Below are 20,908 nucleotides of genomic sequence, written 5' to 3' on the forward strand. Positions count from 1 at the left end.
CATGGACCCGATTTCGGAACGCCTGCGCGCCCGGCATCCCCAGCGCATCGACCTGTCGCTGGATCGGATGCGGGCCTTGTGCGCGGCGCTCGGGAATCCGCAGGACAAACTGCCGCCGGTCGTTCATGTCGCGGGCACCAACGGCAAGGGCTCGACGGTCGCCCTGATCCGCGCCATTGCCGAGGCGGCGGGCCTGCGCGTTCATGCCTATACCTCGCCGCATCTGGTGCGTTTCAACGAGCGTATTCGCCTGGCCGGGACGCTGATCACCGATGACGCCCTGAACGCCATCCTCGACCGGGTCGAGGCGGCGATGGCTGAAACCGGCGGCGAAGCTACGGTGTTCGAGAGCACCACGGCGGCGGGCCTTCTGGCCATGAGCGAGGCGCCCGCCGACCTGGCTGTCATCGAGGTGGGCCTCGGCGGATCGCTGGACGCCACCAACGTCATCGCCCGGCCCCTGCTCAGCGTCATCACCCCGGTCGATCTGGATCACGCCGAGTTTCTGGGCACGACCATCGAAGGCGTGGCGGGCGAGAAGGCGGGCATCCTCAAGGCGGGCGCACGCGGCGTCGTGGCGCGCCAGTCCGAGGCGGCCATGGCGGTGATCGAGCGTCGCGCGGCCGAGGTCGGCTCGCCCCTGACCGTCATGGGCGTGGATTTCGACGCCTGGGCCGAGCGCGGGGGCCTCGTCTATCAGGATCATGAGCGGTTCCTCGACCTGCCCGCGCCCGCCCTGTCCGGTGCGCACCAGTTCGACAATGCGGGCGTGGCCATCGCCGCCGCGCTAGAGCTGGACCTGCCCGAAGCCGCCATCGCCGAGGGGCTGAAGGCCGTGCGCTGGCCCGCGCGGATGCAGCGGCTGACGGCTGGTCCCTATGCCGACAAGGCCCAGAAGGCCGACGCTGAACTGTGGCTGGACGGCGGGCACAATCCTCACGCCGCCCGCGCCCTGGCCCGCGCCCTGTCCGACCGTCAGGTGCGCGCCCCCCGCCCCACGGCCCTGATCGTCGGCATGTTGGCCAACAAGGACGCCGGCGGCTTCTTCGAGGCGCTGAAGGGGATCGACGCCCAGGTCTTCACCGTCGCTTTCGACGGAACGGCCGCCGAGCCGGAGGCCTTGGCCGCCGTCGCGCAGGGCCGCGGCTTCGGCGCCCTGGCGGCGGGATCGGTGGACGCTGCGCTGGACCGCGCCCTGGCCCTGGGCGCCGGACGGGTGGTCATTTGCGGCTCGCTGTATCTGGCGGGCGAGGTGCTGGGCACCAGCCGCGAGACCTGGCCGATCTGAAGCAAACGCCAGGCCTCTCCCTCCCCGGCTTGGGGAGGGTGGTCGCGTAGCAAAGCAAACAAAGAAAAAGGCGGCGCCTCTTTCGAAACGCCGCCCCACCCGACTTCGCCCTATGGGCTCAGCCGCCCTCCCCATGAAGGGGAGGGAGAATGTCGTGTCAGTCCGCCGTCACGCCGGCTTCGGCCAGCCATTCGACGATCTTGCCCTTGGGCATGGCGCCGACCTTCATCGAGGTCATCTGGCCGTCCTTGAACAGCATCAGGGTCGGAATGCCCTTCACGCCCATCTTGGACGGGACCATGGGGCTGTCGTCGATGTTGACCTTGGCGACCGTGACCTTGCCGGCCAGTTCGTCGGCGATCTGCTCCAGCGCCGGGCCGATCTGCTTGCAGGGGCCGCACCACTCGGCCCAGAAATCCACCAGTACGGGGGTCGAGGACTTCAGGACGTCGGCGTCGAAGCTGTCGTCGGTGACTTTCACAGTCGCCATGAATGATCTCCTTAAGAGCGCTATCGCTCGCCGCGCCGCGGCTCGCTGCTTGAGCGCATTTGATAATCGCGCGCTGACTGTAGCGCCAGCGTTCGGCCACAGATGTGGGTGCGAATCCCCGACAAATCAACGCGCATTTTCGAGAGCGGCGTCCATCAGGTCCTGCGGCACGGCCATCAGCTTCGGCCCGTCGGTCCAGACTAGAGCCGCCTCGACTGCCCGGTCAGGATAGAGGCGGCGCAGGACGGCGGCGTAGATCGCCATTTGCAGAATATAGGCCGGATCGGCGTCCTCGGCCCAATCTGGAGCCGGGCGGTTGGACTTGAAGTCGACCACCAGCACCCGCTGCGGCGTGACCACCAGCCGGTCGATGCGGCCGGAGATCGACACGCCGCTGGGCAGGTCGGGCGCGGTCCCGGTCAGGGCGACCTCGGCGCGGCTGCCGGGACCGAAGACGGGGGCGAAGCGGGCGTCGTCCAGCACCCCGAAGGCGGCGGCGATCATCTCGGCGCGCTGGTCATCGGTCAGGTCGCGCTCGCGCGCCAGCATCCGTCGCGCGGCGTCGGGCCGATCGGGCGACGGCAGGTCGGGCAGGCGCTCCAGCAGGCGGTGGATCAGATCCCCGCGTCGGAAGCGGCCCAGCCCGGCGCCCGGCCCTTCGCCGCGCGCCAAGGGCGACGGCGCCGGGATGCGCTTCTGCTCCTGCATCTGCGAGGGTGAGGCGAAGCGGGCGGCGGCGTCGCGCGGCGGGTTTGTGTGCGCCCAATCGGGGGTCTCCGCGCGCATTTGGGCGGCGGCGACGGCGGCGGGCAGGCTGTCGGGATCGGCGCCGTAGCGGCGGACGCCGCCGTCCAGTTCACGCACCTGATCGCCCAGTCGGTCGAAGGTCTCCTCGATCACCGACCACCAGTCCCCGGCCTCGGGCGCGCGTTTCGAGCCGCGCCCCATGACGATCACCCGATCGCGCGCGCGGGTCAGGGCGACGTAGAGCAGGCGCAGGGATTCATCGCCGACCCGCGCCTCGCGCGCCGCGCGGGCGTCGGCCGAGGCGGGGCAGTCCTCCTTCGACGAGCCGGGGCACATCAGCCAGGCTTCGCCGCTCTCGGTGGCGACCGGCATCAACGATGGCCCCTGCGCCTTCGCCTTCATCGTCGTGTCGGGCAGGATGACGACCGGCGCCTCTAGCCCTTTGGCCCCGTGAACGGTCATGACGCGGACCTCGCCGCGCGGCCCTTCCAGTTCGCGCTTCACCTCGACATCGGCGGCTTCCAGCAGGGCGAGACAGGTCTCCAGATCGGTCCCGCCGCGCCCCTCGGCGGCCAGCACCTGATTGAGGGTCTCGTCGATGGCTTCCTCGGCCTCGCGGCCCAGCCGAGTCAGGATGCGGGCGCGGCCTGATTGGCCGGTCGCGTCCACCCGGTTCAGCAGGCGGGAGAAGAAGCCGAAGGGATCGAGATCGCGGGCGTCGCGCGCCGCGCGCAGCAGGTCCCGCGCCCCGCCCCACTCCGGCCGCTCGCCCGCCCGGCGCTTCAGCTCGCGCCACAGGCCCTTGCGATCCTTGAGACCGGCGAGGTCGAACAGGCTGTCCTCGTCCACGTCGCAGAAGGGGCCGCGCAGCACCTCGGCCACGGTCAGGTCGTCGCCGGGGAAGAGGGCGAAGCGGGCCAGCGCCTTCAGGTCGTCGAAGACGATGTGCTGCGACAGCTTCAGCCGGTCGGCGCCCGCCACCGGCGCGCCGTCCGCCTTCAGGGCGCGGATGATCTCCTCGAAGGTCGCGTCGCGGCGGCGGACCAGGATCAGGAAGTCGCCGTAGCCGCACGGTCGCGCGGAGCCGCTCTTGTCGAAGACGACGGCGCCGCTTTCGACCTGGCGCTTGATCTCCAGCGCCAGGGTCTGGGCCATGCGCTTGCGGGCGCTGGCGGTTCCTTCCTGATCGACGGGATCGGTCCAGGCGTCGCGCTCGGGCGGGGCCTCGTCCACGAACAGGGGCCACAGTTCGACCGCGCCGGGTTGGCCTTGGCGGGCGGCGGTGTGGTGCGGAATCTCGCCTGTCTCCCCGACCAGCGCTCGGGCGCGTTCGGGCGTGGCGAAGACTTCATCCACGAACGACAGCACCGCCTCGGTCGAGCGGTAGGAAGTCTCCAGCGGCACGCCCTCGAAGGCGCCGCCCGCGCCGGTGATCAGGCCGTCGTAGACCTGCGCTTCCTGCCGCAGCCGCTCGGGCCGGGCGCCCTGGAAGGAGTAGATCGACTGCTTCTCGTCGCCGACGGCGAAGACGGTGCGGTCGGTCCCCTCCACGGTGAAGAACTCGCCGGTTAGGGCGCGCATGATGGCCCACTGTTCGGGGGCGGTGTCCTGGGCCTCGTCGATCAGGACGTGATCGACGCCGCCGTCCAGCTTGTACAGCACCCAGGCGGCGGTCGAGCGGACGGTCAGCAGTTTCGACCGTGCGGGCCACCAGATCCGAGAAGTCGAGCGCGCCGTGCGCCGTCTTGGCCGCCTCGTAGAGGGCGGCGTGGGCGTTGGCGAGGGTCAGCAGCCTGATGGTGTCGTCGGCGACCTTGGCGGCGCGAAGTTGGTCGCGCGCCGCCAAGAACTTGTCCTGAAGATCGGCCAGCCAGCCGGCCGCGTCGGGCGGCGCCTGCCTGGTCGCCATCGACTTGCGGGGCGAGCCGGAGCCGGTCAGGAAGACGACGCCTAGGCCGTGGAAGCTCCAGTCGTGGTCGAGGGCGTGGATCAGTTCGGCGGCCCGGTCCTTGTCGGTCTTGGAGCCGGTGGCCATCAGCTCGGCCATGCGGCGGACCTCGCCCCGGTCCAGCCAGCGCATGAAACCGGCCTCGATGTCTTCGGGCGTCTTCTGCGGGTCTGCGCCGGTCAGGACGTAGGGGCCGGGCGCGCGGCCGTCGGCGACGCGGGCGACATAGTCGGTCAGTTCGGCGCGCTTGGCCTCGATCAGGGCCAGCAGATCCTGGAAACGACCCCAGTCCAGCTCGACCGCGAAATGGCTGTAGGCCTCGCCGACCGGTCCTTCGGCGTCCCTGAGCGCGGCGCGGGCCAGGTCTTCGCGCGCGGCGTGGCTGAGGGCGATCGCCGCCTCATTCTCCAGCACGGTGAAACGCGGCGAGACGCCCGCCTCGATGGGGAAGCGGCGCAGCAGCTTTTCGCAGAAGGCGTGGATGGTCTGGATCTTCAGCCCGCCGGGCGTCTCCAGGGCGCGGGCGAACAGGCGACGCGCCTCGGACAGGCGGGCGGGGTTGAGGGCGGCGGGGTCGCTGTCGTCCAGACGGGCCAGTTCCGCTGACAGTTCGCCGTCGTCCATGACGGCCCATTTGCCGAGCGTCTCGAACAGGCGGGCCTGCATCTCGGCGGCGGCGGCCTTGGTATAGGTCACGCACAAGATGGCCGAGGGCGCGGCGCCGCCCAGCAGCAGGCGCGCCACCCGGCTGACCAGGGTGGTGGTCTTGCCCGATCCCGCGTTGGCGGTGACGAAGACCGAGCGGGTCGGGTCGGCGGCGCGGGTCTGGGGGTTGAGGCCGTCGCGGACGTGGAGGTTCATTCCGTCTCTCCTTCTTCGCCGCCGCCGATGACGTGCCACTCCCAGACGCGGGCCAGCAGGTTGTAGGGGCTGTAGCTGCCCATCAGATGAGGCGCGGCCCACGAGAGGTAGGGCGTCTCCGGCCGGTCGAACTCGGCGACGCGCGCCATCAGGCCTTGCAGAGCGGCGTCGGACAGGATTTGCGCTTCCGGCCCGGCCGCGCGCACGGCGACCTCGCCCGCCTTCTTGCGGCCGACGACGCGGACGTAGGTCAGCTCCTCTGGCGGGACGGGGCCGTTCGTGTCCTTGAAGCCGCCGGCGGCCAGGACGGCGCCCGTCAGGGTCAACTGGGGCGCGAAGCCCGCCTTGATCTGTTTGGCGGTCGGCACCTGGCCGGTCTTGAAGTCCATGACGGCGGCGGACAGGGCGCCGACCTCGATGCGGTCGGCGTAGGCCTTGACGGTGAAGGGGCCGCCCGGCGCGTCGAAGGTCAGGGCGCCCTGCTGCTCGATCAGCAGCTGGACGCCGCGCGCACGGCGGTTCGTCTCGAAACCGGCCAGCCAGCGGGCGGCGTTCCGGGCCAGCGGCGCCTCGCGCGCCATGGCGGCGTCCTCGAAGCCATGGGCTCCCAGCTCCTCCAGCAGCAGGCGCTCGATCACCGCGTCGAGATCGTCGGGCAGCAGGTCGGGCCAGTCCTCGGTCAGGCGCTCGATGGCCTTGTGCACGGCGTTGCCGCGCGCCAGGGCCTCGGCCGAGGCGCCGGGGCGCTCCATCGGTTCGAGGTTGAGGATGCGGCGGGCGTAAAGGGCGTAAGGGTCGCGGACCCAGCGCTCGACCCCGGTGACATAGAGGCTGCGCGGACGGCGCTCGACCGGGGGCGCGGGCGCGGGGCGCGGGGCCAGCCGGGCCGGGCCGGGCGGCGGGGCGTCCAGAGCGCGGGTACAGTCGGCGACGCCCTCGGGGGCGCTGAGCCTGACCGGCGTGTCATCGGCATGGGCGCCGCGCGTCAGCATCTCCAGTCGCCACAGCCAGCGCGAGCGCACGGCGGGCTGGCCGCCACGCCGCTCGCAGTGGACCAGGATCGCCTCGTCGGCGCAGGCGGCCTGAACGAAGTCCTGCGCCGTCTGACCCAGGCGCCGTTCGGGCGCGGGCAGGGGCAGGGCGGCGCGCATCGGCCGCGACAGGAAGGGATCGACCGGGGCGGCGTTGGGCCAGACGCCCTCCTCCAGCCCGGCCAGAATCATGCGGTCGGCGCGCGCCAGGCGGGCTTCGATGGCGCCGAGGATGCGTAAGGACGGATGGGTGGCGCCGCCGGTCCGCACCGTCGTCTCGGCCAGCAAGGCGGCCATCAGATCGGCGAACTCGGCGGGCGTGGTGTCGCCTAGCGGGCCGCCGCCCTCGATCAGGGCCGACAGCAGGGACGCCGCCGCCTCGCCGTCCGGCCCGGCCCAGGCGTTCTGACCCGCCAGGGCCTCGATCAGAGCGGTCAGGGTGCGGGCGGCCTCGTCCGGCGGACAGGGGCGCGCGGTCGCCAGCGCCTCCAGCCGGTCCGCGAGGGTCTGCGCGCTTTTCAACCGGGCCAGCTTCCAGTCGGCCAGCGGCAGGCCGCCGCGCCGAGGCTCGGCCGCCTTCAGCAGGCGTTCGTGAAGCTGGGACCAGCGGCGCGGGCGCGGGCCGCGCAGGGCGTGTTCCTCCAGCGCCTCGGCGGCGTCGTGCAGCGACATCTCGCCCAGATCGAGGCGGACCAGCGGGTGCTTCAGCAGGGCCAGAAGGGTCTGCGGCTTCAGCGGTTCGGCCAGGAAGCGGGCGCAAAGGTCGACCAGCACGCCCGCCGTCATCCGCGACAGCGGCTGGCCGGTCGAGGAGTCCGCCACGATGCCCCAACGCGCCAGCCGCGCCTCGACCCGACGCGACAGCTGCAGGTCCGGCGTCACCAGGGCGCAGGTGATGGGGCGGCCGTCGGGCGTGCGGTGCTCAAGGCTCTCGCGCATCATCAGGGCGACGGCGGTCGCCGCCTCCTCCTCGGCGCGGACAGACAGGACGGTCAGGCCCGACAGGCCCTCGGCGATGGGGTCGGCGGCGCGGCCCGCCTCGGCCGAGCGGGCGCGCAGGCGTTTGATCTCGCGGCGCCAGTCGTCGGTGGCCTCGGCCGGGCGCAGGGCTTCGTTGATCAGGCGCTGGCGGGCCAGGCCTCGCGCCTCGATGGCGGGATCGAGCGGCGGCTGGTGCCACGGCTGGACGGCTTCGCGTGCGACTTCGGCGCGGGCCAGCAGCGCCTTCAGCGCGGCCTGCGGGTGCTGGTCGTCGATGCGGTCCCAGGCGTCGGCGGCCAGATCGAGGTCGAGGCCGGGCAGGACGACCACGCCCTGCGGCGCCTTGGCCACGGCCCTCAGCACATCGGCGGCGGCGGGGACGGTGCCAGTGGACCCGGCGGCGATGACCGGGGCCTGAGGCGGGCGGGCGTCCCACGCCTCGGCCAGACGACGCAGCAGGGTCGCGCGGCGCCAGGCGGGGTCGACCAGGCCCAGCGCCTCCAGCCGTTTCGGCCAGGCTTCGACGGCGAGGCCGAGGAAGCGCGCGCTCTCGCGCCAGTGCTCGGCCAGATCCTGTTCCGCCAGCGTCGCGACGCGCGACAGATCTGAGACTTCCTCGAGTTGGCAGGAATCAAGGAAGGCGCCCAGCGCATCGGCCATTTCGAGGGCGCGCAGGGGCTTCATCCCCGGCTCGAAATCCTCGGCGATCATGCGCGCCATCTCGAAGCGGCGCGTCAGAGGGGCGATGGCGGGCGGCAGGTCCAGACCCAGTTCGCCGGGGGCGAAGGGCGGCTCGTCTTCTTCCAGATCGCCGAGCGGGCGGACCTGAGGCAGCAGGACGGGGCGCTCGCCCGCCAGCTTGCCCAGGGCGAAGGAGAAGGCGCGGGCGGCGCGGCGGTTGGGCAGCAGGATGGTGGCGTCGGTCAGGGTCTCGGGCGGGGCGTCGCCTAGCCAGTCCAGCACCCCCGCCGCCAGGTCTTCGAGGAAGGGGCGCCAGGCGGGCACGGCGCGCCATCGCGGGCCGTCACCCGAGAAAGGATCGAAGCGCCCCCCCGTCATGGTCAGATCTCCGCCTTCAGCCGCGCCTCGGCTTCATCGCGCGCCTGCGGGTCGCCGACGTGCATCCAGTCGCCGTCGAGCACGCAGCCGAACAGGCGGCCCTCGGCGCCCGAGGCGCGCCACAGGGGGCTGAGCGAGAAGGGACCATCGGGGCCGTGGTCGGCGTAATCGGGGCGGGTGATGTGGACGCCCATATAGGCGTAGGGCGCGCTGGCGGCCTCGCCGCGGAAGGCCAGGGCGCCGTCGTCGGACAGGAAGAAGTCGCCGCCGCCCTCGAAGCCGATCGAGCCTTCGCGCCGGGCCAGCAGCAGGGCGGCGTCCATGCGTTCGGGATTCCACAGGCGGATGAGATCGCCGAGCGCGTCGCCGCGGTCGATCCACACGCTGTCGATATTGGCGACGAAGACGGGATCGTCGCCCAGCAGGGGGCGGGCCTTCTTCAGGCCGCCGCCGGTCTCCAGTAGTTCGGCGCGTTCGTCGGAGATGCGGATGCTCGGGCGGGTGCGGGCGGCCAGGTGACTTTCAAGCCGGTCGGCGAACCAGTGGACGTTGACCACGACGTCGGTCACGCCCGCCTCGGCCAGCCGGTCGAGCACATGGTCGATCAGCGCCTTGCCGCCGACCTCGACCAGAGCCTTGGGCCGGTCGTTGGTGAGCGGGCGCATCCGCGTGCCGAGCCCGGCGGCCAGGACCATGGCGGTTGTGGGAGACGTCATCGGCGCACATCCTCCGGCACGTGGCGGTTCATCCAGGCCGCGACGGCTTCGAGGCCCGGCGCCTTCAGATTGGCGTTCAGGTGCGCCCACATCCGGGGCATGAAGGCGGCGTAGCGGGGCTTGCCGTCGCGGGCGATCAGGCGGGCGAAGATCCCGAGAATGCGCGCCTCGTTCAGGGCGGCCAGACCGGCGTAGGCGGCCATGAAGGCCTCGCGGTCGGTCTCGGGGCGCAGGGTGAAGTAGTGGTCGAGCGCGAGCGCCTCCAACTCGGGCGCCACGTCGCGGCGGGCGTCCTGCAGCAGGGAGTGCAGATCCCACGACGGGTGGGCCTTCACGGCGTCCTGGAAGTCGATCATCCCGACCGAGGCGGCGCCGGTCCTGCCGTCCAACCGGATCAGGTTCTCCGCGTGATAGTCGCGGTGGGCCATGACGGTCGCGGCCGCCTCGCCCATCGCCGTGATCGGCGCCCAGGCCGCGCGCCATTCGGCGACGGCGGCGTCGTCGAAGCTGAGGGCGGAGATCAGCTTTGGCAGCCATTCGACGAACAGGTCGGCGCCGCCCTGCAGCGCCGTCTGGTCATAGGTCAGCAGGGGCCAGTCGCCGGCCGGGCCGGTCAGGACATCGGGCGTCGGGGCGGCGTGCAGGACGGCCAGAGCTTCGACGGCGGCGCGATAGAGGGGGGTGGGGTCGGCGCCGTCCTCAATGACGCGGGCGAACAGGGCGTCGCCGAAATCCTCGATCACGGCCAGACCGTTCGGGGCGTCGACGGCGACGATTTCGGGCGCCGACAGGCCGAGCGACTTCAGGTGGGCGGCGACGGCGGCGAAGGCCTCGATGCGTCCGGCCGACAGGCGGGCGACGGCGTTCCAGCCGTGCGCGTGGCGCTGGTCCGGCGTCCATGACGGATCGCAGGGGCGGCTCTCGGCGGCGGGGGCCTGATCCATCAGCATCAGGGAGGCGCCGGACGGCGTGGCTAGCCGCTCGTATCGGCGTGTCGAGGCGTCGCCGGGCAGGGGCGCGCGCACGGCCCCGGCCAGCCCGGCCGAGCGCAGAAAATCGAGACGGAGGGCTTCGCGGTCAGACATGGAGTTCCTTCAGTTTCGCTTCCCACGAGCCTGCGCCGGAAACGGTCGCAACTCTTCCAGAGAGGCCCCTATCGCCGCCCTCGCGGAGGGCGGCTGCTTGAGGGACTGGTTCCGAGATTTCGATGATCAACCGGTCGGGGCCGAGCATCCGGCCGGGATCGTCGCCCAGGCGTTCGGGCCATTCGATCAGGGCGCAGCCCTCGTCCAGCGCCTCGTCCAGTCCGACCTCGAAGGCCTCCTCGGGCCGGGTCAGGCGATAGAGGTCGAAATGGGCGATGGGCGGGTCGCTCTCATAGAATTGGACCAGGGTGAAGGTCGGCGACGGCACGTCCTCGTCGGGGTGCGTCAGGGCGCGGATCAGGCCGCGCGCCAGCGTCGACTTGCCCATGCCCAGCGGACCGTAGAGCAGGACGGCCTCGCCCGGTTCCAGCAGGGGGGCGATGGCTTCGCCGAGGCGGGTGGTGGCGTCGGCGTCGGGAAGGTCGAAAATCATCATGCGGAGGGCATCAGGCGAAGGTCGCGTCAGGATCGGCGGCCAGGGTCCGCTCGACGAAGGTTTTCAGTTTCAGGGTGGCGGCCTGGGCGTCGACGTCCAGAGCCAATGGCGGGATGGGGCGGCCGACGATCAGGTCGAAGGCGCGGCCCTTCTTGTTCAGCAGTTCGTGGAAGAGGGTGATGTCGCGCAGTTCCTGCGACACCTTGTCGAACAGGTGGAACAGGCGGCTGCTCGGACCGGCGACGTGGATCGGGATCACCGGCGCCTCGTATTTGCGGGCCAGCGAAGCGGCGGTGGCGGCCCAGTCGGGGTCGGTCAGCAGGCCGTCCGCACCGACGCGGGCCAGGCGTCCGGCCGGGAACATGACGACGCAGCGTTCGGCCTCGAACGCCTCTTTCGCCGCCTGGAGGGTGGCGCGGGTCTTCTCGCGGGTGCGCTTGGCCGTGACCCATTCGACGGGAACGACGGTCTCCGACAGGCGCGGCGAGACGCGCAGGGCGTCGGCGTTGGCGAAATAGATCAGGTCGTTTCGCACCGTGCGCAGGGCGTCATGCACGGCCAGGCCGTCGGCGATGCCGGTCGGATGGTTGCACACCACCAGACAGCGGCCCGAGGCGGGCAGGCGATCCAGATGCGCCGTCCGCACCGTCAGCTCCAGCAGGTCGGAGACGTAATCCAGCGCCTGTCGTCCGGCCATGGGGCCGATGGCGTCGGCCATGCGCCGCGCCTTGGCGTAGTCGAGCAGGCCGTAGAGGGCGGGCCGCGCCAAAGGCCAGGCGGCCGATCCCGTCAGCCGGGGCGCGCGCTCGGCGATCAGGACGTCGACAATGTGCGGAGCCGGACTCATCGCCTGCTTGTCGCCGAGGCGGCGGCGGCGGGCAAGCGCCATCCAGCTTGGCTAGGACCGGATCGCCGCCTATGCAGGAAGCCTGACCATTCTTTGGGGGAGTGTAGCGTAATGACCCGATCACACTGGATGACGGCTGCGGCCGTCCAGATGCTGTTGCTGGCGGGCGGCTTGGCCGCGACGCCGGTTTTGGCCCAGGAAGCGCCGGCCGCAGCGGTTGCGCCGGCTCAGGCCGAGGCCTCGGACCGCCTCGGGCTGAAGGATCTGGCGATGATGGAGCGGGTCAGCGATCCGCGCGTCTCGCCCGACGGCCGCCGCGTCATCTACGCCGTGACGCGCACCGACTGGGACGGCAACCGCAACCTGACCGGCCTGTGGATGGCCGACGTCGACGGCGCGACGGCGCCGCGTCGCCTGCCGATCTCAGAGGGCGGCGTCTCGGGCGCGCGCTGGGCGCCGGACGGGCAGTCGATCTACTTCCTGTCGTCGCGCGGCGGGTCGAACCAGGTGTGGCGCGCCGACCGCGAGGGCATGGCGGCGGCCCAGGCGACGACCCTGCCGGTGTCCGTGTCGGGCTTCCGCTTCACGCCGGACGGCAAGGCCCTGGTGCTGGGCGTGTCGGTCTATACGGACTGCGAGACCCTGGACTGCACCAAGGACCGCCTGGCCGAACGGGCCAAGTCGACCCAGCAGGTCTATGACCGGATGCCGCTGCGGGTGTTCGACCGCTGGGCCGACGGCCGCCAGAGCCACATCTTCCTGCAGCCGCTGAACGGCTCGGGCTTCGCTGAGGGTCAGCCGCGCGACCTGACCGCTGGACTGGACGGCGACGTCAGCGTCGGCGAGGCGGGCTGACGATCGCGCGCGACGGGCGCGCCTTCATCTATGCGGCGCGCAAGCAGGCGGACCGCGCCGCCTTCACCAACGACAGCGACCTGTATCGCTTGAGCCTGGACGGCGGCGCGCCGGTCAATCTGACCGAGGGCCATTCGGGACCGGACGGGGCGCCCGCCCTGTCGCCCGATGGACGGCGTCTGGCCTGGCTGGCGGCCCCGCGCGAGAACGTCGGCGGCGATCAGCCGGTGGTCATGGTGGCCGATGCGAACGGCGCGAACGCTCGCGCCCTGACCAATTGGGATCGCGGTCCCAGCGGCCTGACCTGGCGTTCGGACGGCCGTGCGCTCTATGTGACGGCCGCCGACGAAGGCCAGAACCGCCTGTTCGAGATCGACGCCCGCAGCGGCGCGGTGAAGGCCCTGACCGACATCGGCTCGGTCGGCGATTTCGACGAGGTCGGCGGCGTTCTGGCCTATGCCCATGAGACCTTCACGGCCCCGACGCAGATCTTCATCGCCCGGAACGGCCAGGCTGCGCGCCAGGCCACCCAGCACAACGCCGAGCTGCTGGCCCGCATCAACCTGCCGCGTCCCGAGGAGATCCGCTTCCCCGGCTGGAACGACGAGACGGCGCACGGCTGGGTGTTCAAGCCCGCAGGCTTCGTCGAGGGCCGCAAATATCCGGCCGTCTATCTGATCCACGGCGGTCCCAAGTCGCCCTGGACCGAGAGCTGGTCCTACCGCTGGAATCCGCAGGTCTATACGGCGGCGGGCTATGCGGTGGTGATGGTCAACTTCCACGGCTCGCCGGGCTACGGCCAGGCCTTCACCGACGCCATCAACGACCACTGGGGCGATCGTCCGCTGGAAGACCTGCAAAAGGGCTGGCAGGCGGCGCTGTCGGCCAATCCGTGGATCGACGGCGAACGGGCCTGCGCGCTGGGCGCCTCCTACGGCGGCTATATGGTCAATATGATCGCGGGCCAGTGGAACGAGCCGTGGCGCTGCCTGGTCAACCACGCGGGCGTGTTCGACGTGCCCCAACTGATGAACGCCATGGACATCTCGACCTTCATCCATGAGTTCGGCGGCGCGACCTGGGATCGCAAGGCGGTCTATGACGCCCACAACCCCGAGACCTATGCGGGCGACTGGAAGAAGCCGATGCTGGTGCTGCACGGCTCTAAGGGCTTCCGCGTGCCGATGGAGCAGGGGCTGGCGACCTTCTCGGCCCTGCAGCGGCTGAACATACCCAGCCGCTTCGTCCATGTGCCGGACGAGAACCACTGGGTGCTGAAACCCCAGACCTGGGTCGAGTGGCAGCAGGAGATCCTGGACTGGACGGCCGACTGGACGAAGGAAGGTCAGTAAACCGCGAGCTGAACAGGAGACTTTGCGGGCGGCGCGCGGCGGTGTTAGGCCTTCGGCCAGACTTCACATCCGCATGAGGAGCGCCTGAATGCGCCGCCTGCCCCATCTCCTGTCCGGCCTCAGCGCCGTCGCCCTGCTGACCGCCACGGCCCTTCCGGCCCTGGCCGAGGGGGCGCTCGCCGTTCCGGCGGCTGCGACGGCCCCAGCGACGACCCAGGCCCGCGCCGCCTTCACCTATCAGGACATGATCTCGGCCAACCGACTGGGCGATCCTCAGGTGTCGCCGGACGGCGAGTGGGTGGTCTATGCCCTGACCCAGACGGACGTGGCGGCCAACAAGCGCTCCAGCGCCCTCTACATCCTAGGCCTGAAGGGCGAGGCGCAGCCGCAGAAGCTGGCGATTTCCGAAGGCGGCGCCAACACCGCCCGTTGGGGCGCCGACGGCAAGCTGTATTTCCTGTCGAGTCGTTCGGGCTCGAGCCAGGTATGGGTCTCGGCCGACAAGGGCGCGACGGCGACGCAGGTCACGGCCCTGCCGACCGACGTCAACGCCTATCGCATCAATGGCGCGGGCGACGCCGTGGCCGTGTCTCTGGCCGTCTACCCGGATGCGGCCGACCTGAACGCCTCGGTCGCGCGCGGCAAGACCGAGGCCGAGCGCAAGTCGACCGGCCAGGTCTATGATCGCATGTTCGTGCGTCACTGGGATACGTGGAACGACCACACCCAGAACCACCTCTTCGTCCAGTCGATCGGCGCCGACGGCAAGGCGGGCGGCGAGCCGGTCTGGGTCACGAAAGGCTTCGACGGCGACACCCCGTCCAAGCCGTTCGGCGACGAGAGCGAGTTCACCTTCGCCCCTGACGGGCGGTCGCTGGTCTTCTCGGCGCGCAAGGCCGGGAACAGCGAGCCGTGGAGCACCAACTTCGACCTCTACAGCGTCGCTGTCTCGGCGCCCGGCCAACTGACCAATCTGACCGAGGCCAACCCGGCCTGGGACACCGGCCCGGTCTTCTCGCCGGACGGTCAGACCCTGGCCTATCGCGCCATGGCCCGTCCGGGCTTCGAGGCGGACAAATATTCGATCTTCCTGCGCGACGTCGCCACTGGCCAGACGCGCCAGATCGCGGCCAACTGGGATCGCTCGGCCGATACGCTGCAATGGTCGAAGGACGGGAACACCCTCTATACGACGGCGGGCGACGTCGGTCAGACCCGCCTGTTCGCCATCGACGCGCGCAACGGGGTGGTGACGCCGCTGACAGGCGAAGGCCACGTCGGCGCCTTTCAGCAGACGCCCTCGGGCTTCGTCATGGCGGTCGACACCCTGACCTCGCCCAGCGACCTGTTCTTCAAGACCTATCGCGGCCGCGAAATGCCGCGTCGCCTCACCAACGTGAATCCGCAGCTGGCGACCAAGGCCTTCGGCGAGGCCGAGCAGTTCAGCTTCCCCGGCTGGAACGACGAGACGGTCCACGGCTACGTCATCAAGCCCGCCAACTATGTCGAGGGCCAGAAATACCCGGTCGCCTTCCTGATCCACGGCGGGCCGCAGGGCTCGTTCGGCAACGGCTGGTCCTACCGCTGGAACCCCGAGACCTATGCGGGCGCGGGCTATGCGGTGGTGATGATCGATTTCCACGGCTCGACCGGCTACGGGCAGGAGTTCACCGACGCCATCAGCCAGCACTGGGGCGACCGCCCGCTGGAAGACCTGCAGAAAGGCTGGGCCTTCGCCCAGTCGAAGTACGGCTTTCTAGACGGTGACAACGCCTGCGCCCTGGGCGCCTCCTATGGCGGCTATATGATCAACTGGATCGCGGGCAACTGGCCGGGCGAGTTCAAATGCCTGGTCAACCACGACGGCGTCTTCGACACCTTCGGCATGGGCTACGGCACCGAGGAGCTGTGGTTCACCGAGTGGGAATACGGCGGCACGCCGTGGGAGAATCCGGAAGGCTATCAGAAGTTCAATCCGGCCAACCACGTGCAGAACTGGCGCGACCCGATGCTGGTGATCCAGGGCGACCTCGATTTCCGCATCCCGACGTCTCAGGCCCTGTCGACCTTCACCGCCCTGCAACGGCGCGGGGTCGAGAGCCGCTTCGTCTTCTTCCCGGATGAGAACCACTGGGTGCTGAAGCCGGCCAACAGCCTGCAATGGCACAATGAGGTGTTCGGCTGGCTGGACAAGCATCTGGCCAAGTAGGGCTCGGCCTGACTTCGGGGCGCGGTTCGTCAGGGCCGCGCCCTTCGGCTTTCGGGGAGGCGGAATGACGAGACGAGGGCTTCTGGCGCCGCTTCTGGCGACCGTGGCGACGGCCGCCTGCGCGCCGTTGGTCGGCGAAGGCCCGACGCTGCCGACCCCGCTGGGGCCGCCCGGCTGGCGCACGGCGCGCGCGGCCTATGGCGCCGATCCGCGTCAGAGCCTGCGCCTCTATCGCCCGGCGCGGGCGGGCGGCTTGCCGATCCTGGTCCTGCTGCCCGACGGCGCGCCCGAGGCGGCGGATGAACGCGCGGCGCGCGATCTGGCCGAGGGCGGCTTCATTGTGCTCCTGGTCGACCGACGCGAGGCGCCGGACAGTCCGCACCCGGCCTTCATTTCCGACGCGGCGGCGGCTGTCGCCTGGGCGGCGAAACGGGTCCAGGATCTCGGCGGCGATGCTGAACGCATCGGCGTTCTGGGACTGGGCGAGGGCGGCCGGGCGGCCCTGATGCTGGTCTTGGATCGACGCTATCTGGCGGCGGCCGGCGCGCCTGCCGCCGTGCGCGCAGCGGCGGCCCTGGGCGCGCCGCAGCGGCCGGACGCGACCTTCACCGATCCGTCCGCCTATGGCGTCGCCTCTGATTCAGCGCCTGTGTGGCGTGGAGCGACGGGCGATATGGCGGGCGCCGTCGCCTTCCTGCACGGGGCGCTGGGCTGAGGCGTCAGTCGGCCCGCTCGAGCTGCGTCTTCAGATTGGCCAGTTGGGCCGACAGCACCCCGTCCACGGGTGCGGCCCAGGCTTCCAACCCGCCGCCGGCGTAGCCGCCGACGACATAGGCCCAGGTCAGGGTCGTCCCGTCGCCTTCCGGCTTCAGGCTGAACGTCAGGCCGCCCGCCGCGCCCTGACCCTGCAGCCGGCCGAGGCCGCCCTGCAGCACGAGCTTCGATCCCGGCTCGACCAGCACCGTCTCCAGATGGCGCGAGACGCGGCCGTCCGCCGCCCGCTCGCACCAGCAGCCGCCGGGCGACAGGTCCAGCGCCAGGGCGGAGTTCCTGAACCAGCGGTGGTCGCGGCTCCACCAGGCGTCGGGCGCGGTCAACAGCGCCCAGACCCGCGCGGGCGGCGCGTTCAGGGTCAGCGTCCCGCCGATCTCGAACCCATGCGGCGCGGCCGACTTCACCTCGGCCCAGGCGGGCGCCGGAGCAGAGGCGACGGCCAGTAGGGCGGCGGCCGCAATGAGCGGAAACAGGCGTCGAACCATCGGAAATCCTCCAGCGGCATGAGGAAGCGCGCGGGCGCGTCTGCGGTCAACTGTCGTGTCGGCGTGTTTCCCCCGTCTCGCCAAGGTCACGGTTTTCCGGTAGAGGAAGCCATGACAGACAAGATGACCCCCAGGCGGCGCTGGACCGCCTCGAAACCCTCTACAGCCAATCCGTCGCCAACCTGCGCACCGCAGTGAAGCGTTTTCTCGAGACCGGCGAGCGCGCCGATCCCGAAGCCCGGGCCGCCGGCCTCTTCGCCTATCCCCGACTGACCATCAGCTGGTTCGGCGACCGCCCGCAGGATCTCGAGACCCGCGCCTTCGGCCGCCTGTCGCGCCCCGGCGTCTATACGACCACCGTCACCCGCCCCGACCTGTACCGCGCCTATCTGCTGGAGCAGCTGACGCTGCTGTCCGACGAATACGGCGCCCGGATCACGGTCGAGCCGTCGGAACAGGAAATCCCCTTCCCCTATGTGCTGGACGGTTCCGGCGTGGTGCTGGACAGCTCCATGACGGCGGCCATCGCCCGCTGGTTCCCGACCACGGATCTGGCCCACATCGGCGATGAAATCTCGGACGGCCTGTTCGAGCCGGGCGAGGACTTCCCCCTGGCCCAGTTCGACGGCCTGCGCACCGACTTCTCGCTGGCCCGCCTGCGTCACTACACCGGCACGCCGGTCGAGGACGTGCAGAGCTTCATCCTGTTCACCAACTACAACCGCTACGTCGACGAGTTCGTGCGCTGGGCTACGGCCGAGATCGCCGACCCCGACAGCCCCTATGAAAGCCTGTCCTGCGCCGGGGGCGTGGTGGTGACCAGCGCCACCGACAACCCCGAGGCGGCCATCATGGACGCCGCCTGGCGTAAGCATCAGATGCCCGCCTATCACCTGACGCGGCCGGACGGTCAGGGCATCACCCTGGTCAACATCGGCGTCGGGCCGTCGAACGCCAAGACGATCTGCGACCACCTGGCCGTCACCCGTCCGCACGCCTGGATGATGATCGGCCACTGCGGCGGCCTGCGCGGCAGCCAGACCATAGGCGACTACGTCCTGGCCCACGCCTATCTGCGCGACGACCATGTGCTGGACGCCGTCCTGCCCGCCGACATTCCGATCCCCAACATCGCCGAGGTGCAGCGCGCCCTCTATGACGCGACCAAGCTGGTCTCGGGCGCGCCGGGCGAAGAGGTGAAGAAGCGGCTGCGCACCGGCACCGTCGTCACCACCGACGACCGCAACTGGGAGCTGCGTTATTCCAAGTCGGCCCTGCGTTTCAACCAGAGCCGCGCCGTCGCCATCGACATGGAAAGCGCCACCATCGCCGCCCAGGGCTATCGCTTCCGCGTGCCCTACGGGACGCTGCTGTGCGTCTCGGACAAGCCGCTGCACGGTGAGATCAAGCTGCCGGGCCAGGCCAACCGCTTCTATGAAGGTTCGATCTCCGAGCATTTGCAGATCGGCATTCAGGCGGTGGACCTGTTGCGCGCCGAAGGCACCCGTTTGCACTCCCGCAAGCTGCGCGCCTTCGACGAGCCGCCGTTCCGGTAAGACGACCCGCTGACCTGAAGAGGGCGCTGGGGCTCCCCCGGCGCCCTTTTTGCTTGGGCGCTAGGCAGGGTGAAGGGTCGTGTGGCGCAATTTCAAGAAAGAACTTTACAAAATAAAGTTCTTAGCACACTCTCGCTTTCAACAGACAGGGAGAGACGCCATGACCCGCGATCAGGTTCAATCCGTTCACGACGACATCGCCTATATGAAGGCCCTCGCCCAGGAGGGACGGCGAGCGCCGCTTCTGGGCGGGTCGGTGCTGGTCGCCGCGGCCGTAATCTTCGGGGCCGCCACGGTCGGCCAGTGGATGATGGTGCTGGGCCGTATCCCCAACGGCGGCTGGGAAAGCCTGTCGCTTTGGCTGGGCGCAGCCGCAGTATTCGTGATCGCTCTGGTCGTCCTCATCCGCCGTATCGAAAGCGCCTGCGGCGGCGCCAGCGCCATGAACCGGTCTGTCGGCGCGGCCTGGTCGGCCATCGGCTACGGCATCTTCGTCACCTGGACGGCCCTGATGGTCTTCGGCTGGCGCACCGGCGACTGGGGCGTGATGGCCCTGATGCCGACGGTGGTCATGGGCGCCTACGGTTCGGCCTGGATGGTAGTGGCCGCCATCAGCCGCAAGGCCTGGCTCAACGTCGTGGGCCTGATCTCCTACGCCGGCGCCGTGGTGCTTGCCGGACTGGGCGATCCCCTGCTCATCTATCCGGTCTATCTGGTCCTGCTGATCGCCGTCGCCCTCGCGCCCGGATTGATCCTGGTGCGCGGCGCAACGAAGAAGGCGGGCTGAGATGAACGTCGAGGACGAGACCTCGGACTTCGACATCGGCCGCATCGACGAGGTGATCCACGGCCGGGTGCGCCTGGGGATCATGGCCTATCTGTCCGGGGTGGAGAGCGCCGACTTCGGCGAGCTGAAGGCCCGCTTGCAGACGACGGACGGCAATCTGTCGGTGCATTTGCGCAAGCTGGAGGAGGCGGGCTTCGTCGCCGTGTCCAAGAGTTTCCAGGGCCGCAAGCCCCTGACGCGGGCCAGTATGACGGAGACAGGGCGTGACGCCTTCCTCGCCTATCTGGACGCCATGTCGGCCCTGGTGGCGGGGCGTTAGCCCGGACTGGCGCCTCCCGTCGAACAGTCTAAGAAAGGCGGTCATGAGCGACCGCCTTTCGCCGTTCGAGGCCATCGACAACTTCCGCGACTATGGCGGCTACGCCGTGGATGACCGTCTGCTGGCGCGCGGGCGGCTCTATCGCGCGGCGCATCAGGCGCGGGCGACGGCGGCGGACGTGGCGCGGCTGGAGGCGCTGGGACTGTCGGCCGTGGTCGATCTGCGTCGGCCCAGCGAGCGCCGGGCCCAGCCTTCGCGCCGTCCGGTCGGCTGGGCCGGGAGGCTGATCGAAAGCGACCATGACGACGGCGGCGAGGCGCCGCACCTGACCTTTCTGAAGACCGCCGACCTGACCGAGACGTCAGGCCGCGCCTTCATGACCGAAACCTATCGCCGCCTGCCGTTCGAGGCGGCCCATGTCGACCTGTTCGGGCGCTACTTCCGCCTGCTGGCCGAGGTCGAGGGGCCGGTGCTGATCCACTGCGCGGCGGGCAAGGACCGAACCGGCCTTCTGGCGGCCCTGACCCACAGACTGCTGGGCGTGGCCCACGACGATCTGATGGCGGACTATCTGGCGACCAATCAGGCTGTGGATCTGGACGGTCGGGCCGATGAGGTCGCGCGCAAGCTGACCGCCATTACCGGCCGCACGGCGTCGCACGGGGCGGTGGTCGCCTTTCTGGGGGTCGAGGCGGCCTATCTGGAGGAGGCCTTCGGCGCCATGCGCGCGCACAGCGGCTCGGTCGACGCCTATCTGGAGCGGGTTCTGGGCGTGGATGCGTCGCTGGCCGCCCGCATCCGGGCGCGGTTGGCGCCGTGAGCGGCTTATCTGTTCGCCATGTCGAGACGCGCCCGTGGCGCGATCCCCTGGCGGTCGCGGCGGGGGTGAATCGACGCGCGGGCGCCCTCGCCCTGCTGGCCGGGGCGGGCGACGCGCGGGCGCACGGCGGACGCTGGTCCTTCGTGGCCTGCGAGCCGGATCAGACGTTCGTCGGTCGTGCGGACGATGGGGCGCTGTTCCA

17 protein-coding genes and 1 pseudogene are annotated in these 20,908 nt (G+C 70.4%); 9 read left to right on the plus strand and 9 right to left on the minus strand.

The annotated features are described in order from the left end of the window. Window position 1: 1 nt before the first annotated feature. Complete coding sequence (locus tag FGL25_RS00085) at window positions 2-1,288, plus strand: bifunctional folylpolyglutamate synthase/dihydrofolate synthase (protein ID WP_138140587.1); 1,287 nt, start codon at window positions 2-4, stop codon at window positions 1,286-1,288. 157 nt (window positions 1,289-1,445) lie between these two features. Here the strand turns inward: FGL25_RS00085 and trxA are convergent, their stop codons facing one another. From trxA to FGL25_RS00120, 8 genes and pseudogenes are all read right to left on the minus strand, one after another. Next, window positions 1,446-1,778, minus strand: a complete 333-nt coding sequence (trxA, locus tag FGL25_RS00090) for a thioredoxin (RefSeq protein ID WP_003166386.1) — start codon at window positions 1,776-1,778, stop codon at window positions 1,446-1,448. 126 nt (window positions 1,779-1,904) lie between these two features. After that, window positions 1,905-4,187, minus strand: coding sequence for a UvrD-helicase domain-containing protein (locus tag FGL25_RS00095; protein ID WP_354702780.1), 2,283 nt, complete (start codon window positions 4,185-4,187; stop codon window positions 1,905-1,907). Between the two features lie 85 nt (window positions 4,188-4,272). After that, window positions 4,273-5,334, minus strand: a pseudogene (locus FGL25_RS17845) (UvrD-helicase domain-containing protein); the annotation flags it as partial. Then, a complete protein-coding gene (gene addB / locus FGL25_RS00100) occupies window positions 5,331-8,405 on the minus strand; it encodes a double-strand break repair protein AddB (RefSeq protein WP_138140588.1) in 3,075 nt (1,024 codons plus the stop codon). The pseudogene FGL25_RS17845 and the gene addB, both read right to left, overlap by 4 nt. Window positions 8,406-8,407: 2 nt before the next feature. Further along, window positions 8,408-9,121 carry an N-acetylmuramate alpha-1-phosphate uridylyltransferase MurU gene (gene murU / locus FGL25_RS00105; RefSeq protein ID WP_167493258.1) on the minus strand — a complete coding sequence of 238 codons (714 nt, stop codon included), beginning with the start codon at window positions 9,119-9,121 and terminating at the stop codon, window positions 8,408-8,410. Continuing rightward, window positions 9,118-10,206 (minus strand): N-acetylmuramate/N-acetylglucosamine kinase AmgK, encoded by a 1,089-nt coding sequence (gene amgK / locus FGL25_RS00110; RefSeq protein WP_138140589.1) that lies wholly within the window; start codon window positions 10,204-10,206, stop codon window positions 9,118-9,120. The genes murU and amgK overlap by 4 nt, the downstream gene beginning before the upstream one ends. After that, window positions 10,199-10,702, minus strand: a complete 504-nt coding sequence (gene tsaE / locus FGL25_RS00115) for a tRNA (adenosine(37)-N6)-threonylcarbamoyltransferase complex ATPase subunit type 1 TsaE (protein WP_138140590.1) — start codon at window positions 10,700-10,702, stop codon at window positions 10,199-10,201. The genes amgK and tsaE overlap by 8 nt, the downstream gene beginning before the upstream one ends. A 10-nt stretch (window positions 10,703-10,712) precedes the next feature. Beyond that, complete coding sequence (locus FGL25_RS00120; RefSeq protein ID WP_138140591.1) at window positions 10,713-11,591, minus strand: GNAT family N-acetyltransferase; 879 nt, start codon at window positions 11,589-11,591, stop codon at window positions 10,713-10,715. A gap of 69 nt (window positions 11,592-11,660) precedes the next feature. On the opposite strand from FGL25_RS00120, the gene FGL25_RS17050 reads away from it, so the two are divergent. The 4 genes from FGL25_RS17050 to FGL25_RS00135 all read left to right on the plus strand — a co-directional run bounded on the left by FGL25_RS17050 (window position 11,661) and on the right by FGL25_RS00135 (window position 16,680). Beyond that, entirely contained in the window at window positions 11,661-12,404 is a 744-nt protein-coding gene (locus tag FGL25_RS17050) for a TolB family protein (RefSeq protein WP_252969926.1), read from the plus strand. A gap of 89 nt (window positions 12,405-12,493) precedes the next feature. After that, window positions 12,494-13,756 (plus strand): dipeptidyl-peptidase 5, encoded by a 1,263-nt coding sequence (locus FGL25_RS17055; RefSeq protein WP_252969927.1) that lies wholly within the window; start codon window positions 12,494-12,496, stop codon window positions 13,754-13,756. An 88-nt stretch (window positions 13,757-13,844) separates the two neighbouring features. Then, the gene (locus FGL25_RS00130) at window positions 13,845-15,965 is read left to right on the plus strand and encodes a S9 family peptidase (RefSeq protein ID WP_138140592.1); all 2,121 of its coding nucleotides are present in this window, start codon (window positions 13,845-13,847) and stop codon (window positions 15,963-15,965) included. A 64-nt stretch (window positions 15,966-16,029) separates the two neighbouring features. Then, the gene (locus FGL25_RS00135; protein WP_167493259.1) at window positions 16,030-16,680 is read left to right on the plus strand and encodes an alpha/beta hydrolase fold domain-containing protein; all 651 of its coding nucleotides are present in this window, start codon (window positions 16,030-16,032) and stop codon (window positions 16,678-16,680) included. A gap of 4 nt (window positions 16,681-16,684) precedes the next feature. Here the strand turns inward: FGL25_RS00135 and FGL25_RS00140 are convergent, their stop codons facing one another. Then, a complete protein-coding gene (locus FGL25_RS00140; protein WP_138140594.1) occupies window positions 16,685-17,224 on the minus strand; it encodes an SRPBCC family protein in 540 nt (179 codons plus the stop codon). Between the two features lie 140 nt (window positions 17,225-17,364). Between FGL25_RS00140 and FGL25_RS00145 the strand changes: the two genes are divergently transcribed. The 4 genes from FGL25_RS00145 (at window position 17,365) to FGL25_RS00160 (ending at window position 20,706) form a co-directional block, all read left to right on the plus strand. Then, on the plus strand, window positions 17,365-18,780 hold the full coding sequence (locus FGL25_RS00145) for an AMP nucleosidase (protein ID WP_138140595.1): 1,416 nt from the start codon (window positions 17,365-17,367) through the stop codon (window positions 18,778-18,780). Window positions 18,781-18,940: 160 nt separating this feature from the next. Next, window positions 18,941-19,567: a hypothetical protein gene (locus tag FGL25_RS00150; protein WP_003166374.1), complete on the plus strand. Its 627-nt coding sequence runs from the start codon at window positions 18,941-18,943 to the stop codon at window positions 19,565-19,567. Window position 19,568: 1 nt separating this feature from the next. After that, a complete protein-coding gene (locus FGL25_RS00155; protein WP_003166373.1) occupies window positions 19,569-19,886 on the plus strand; it encodes a winged helix-turn-helix domain-containing protein in 318 nt (105 codons plus the stop codon). 43 nt (window positions 19,887-19,929) lie between these two features. After that, window positions 19,930-20,706 (plus strand): tyrosine-protein phosphatase, encoded by a 777-nt coding sequence (locus FGL25_RS00160; protein ID WP_138140596.1) that lies wholly within the window; start codon window positions 19,930-19,932, stop codon window positions 20,704-20,706. Window positions 20,707-20,908 lie beyond the last annotated feature (202 nt).

Origin of the sequence: Brevundimonas vancanneytii (assembly GCF_901421975.1) — a bacterium.
GTDB classification, from domain to species: Bacteria; Pseudomonadota; Alphaproteobacteria; order Caulobacterales; family Caulobacteraceae; genus Brevundimonas; species Brevundimonas diminuta.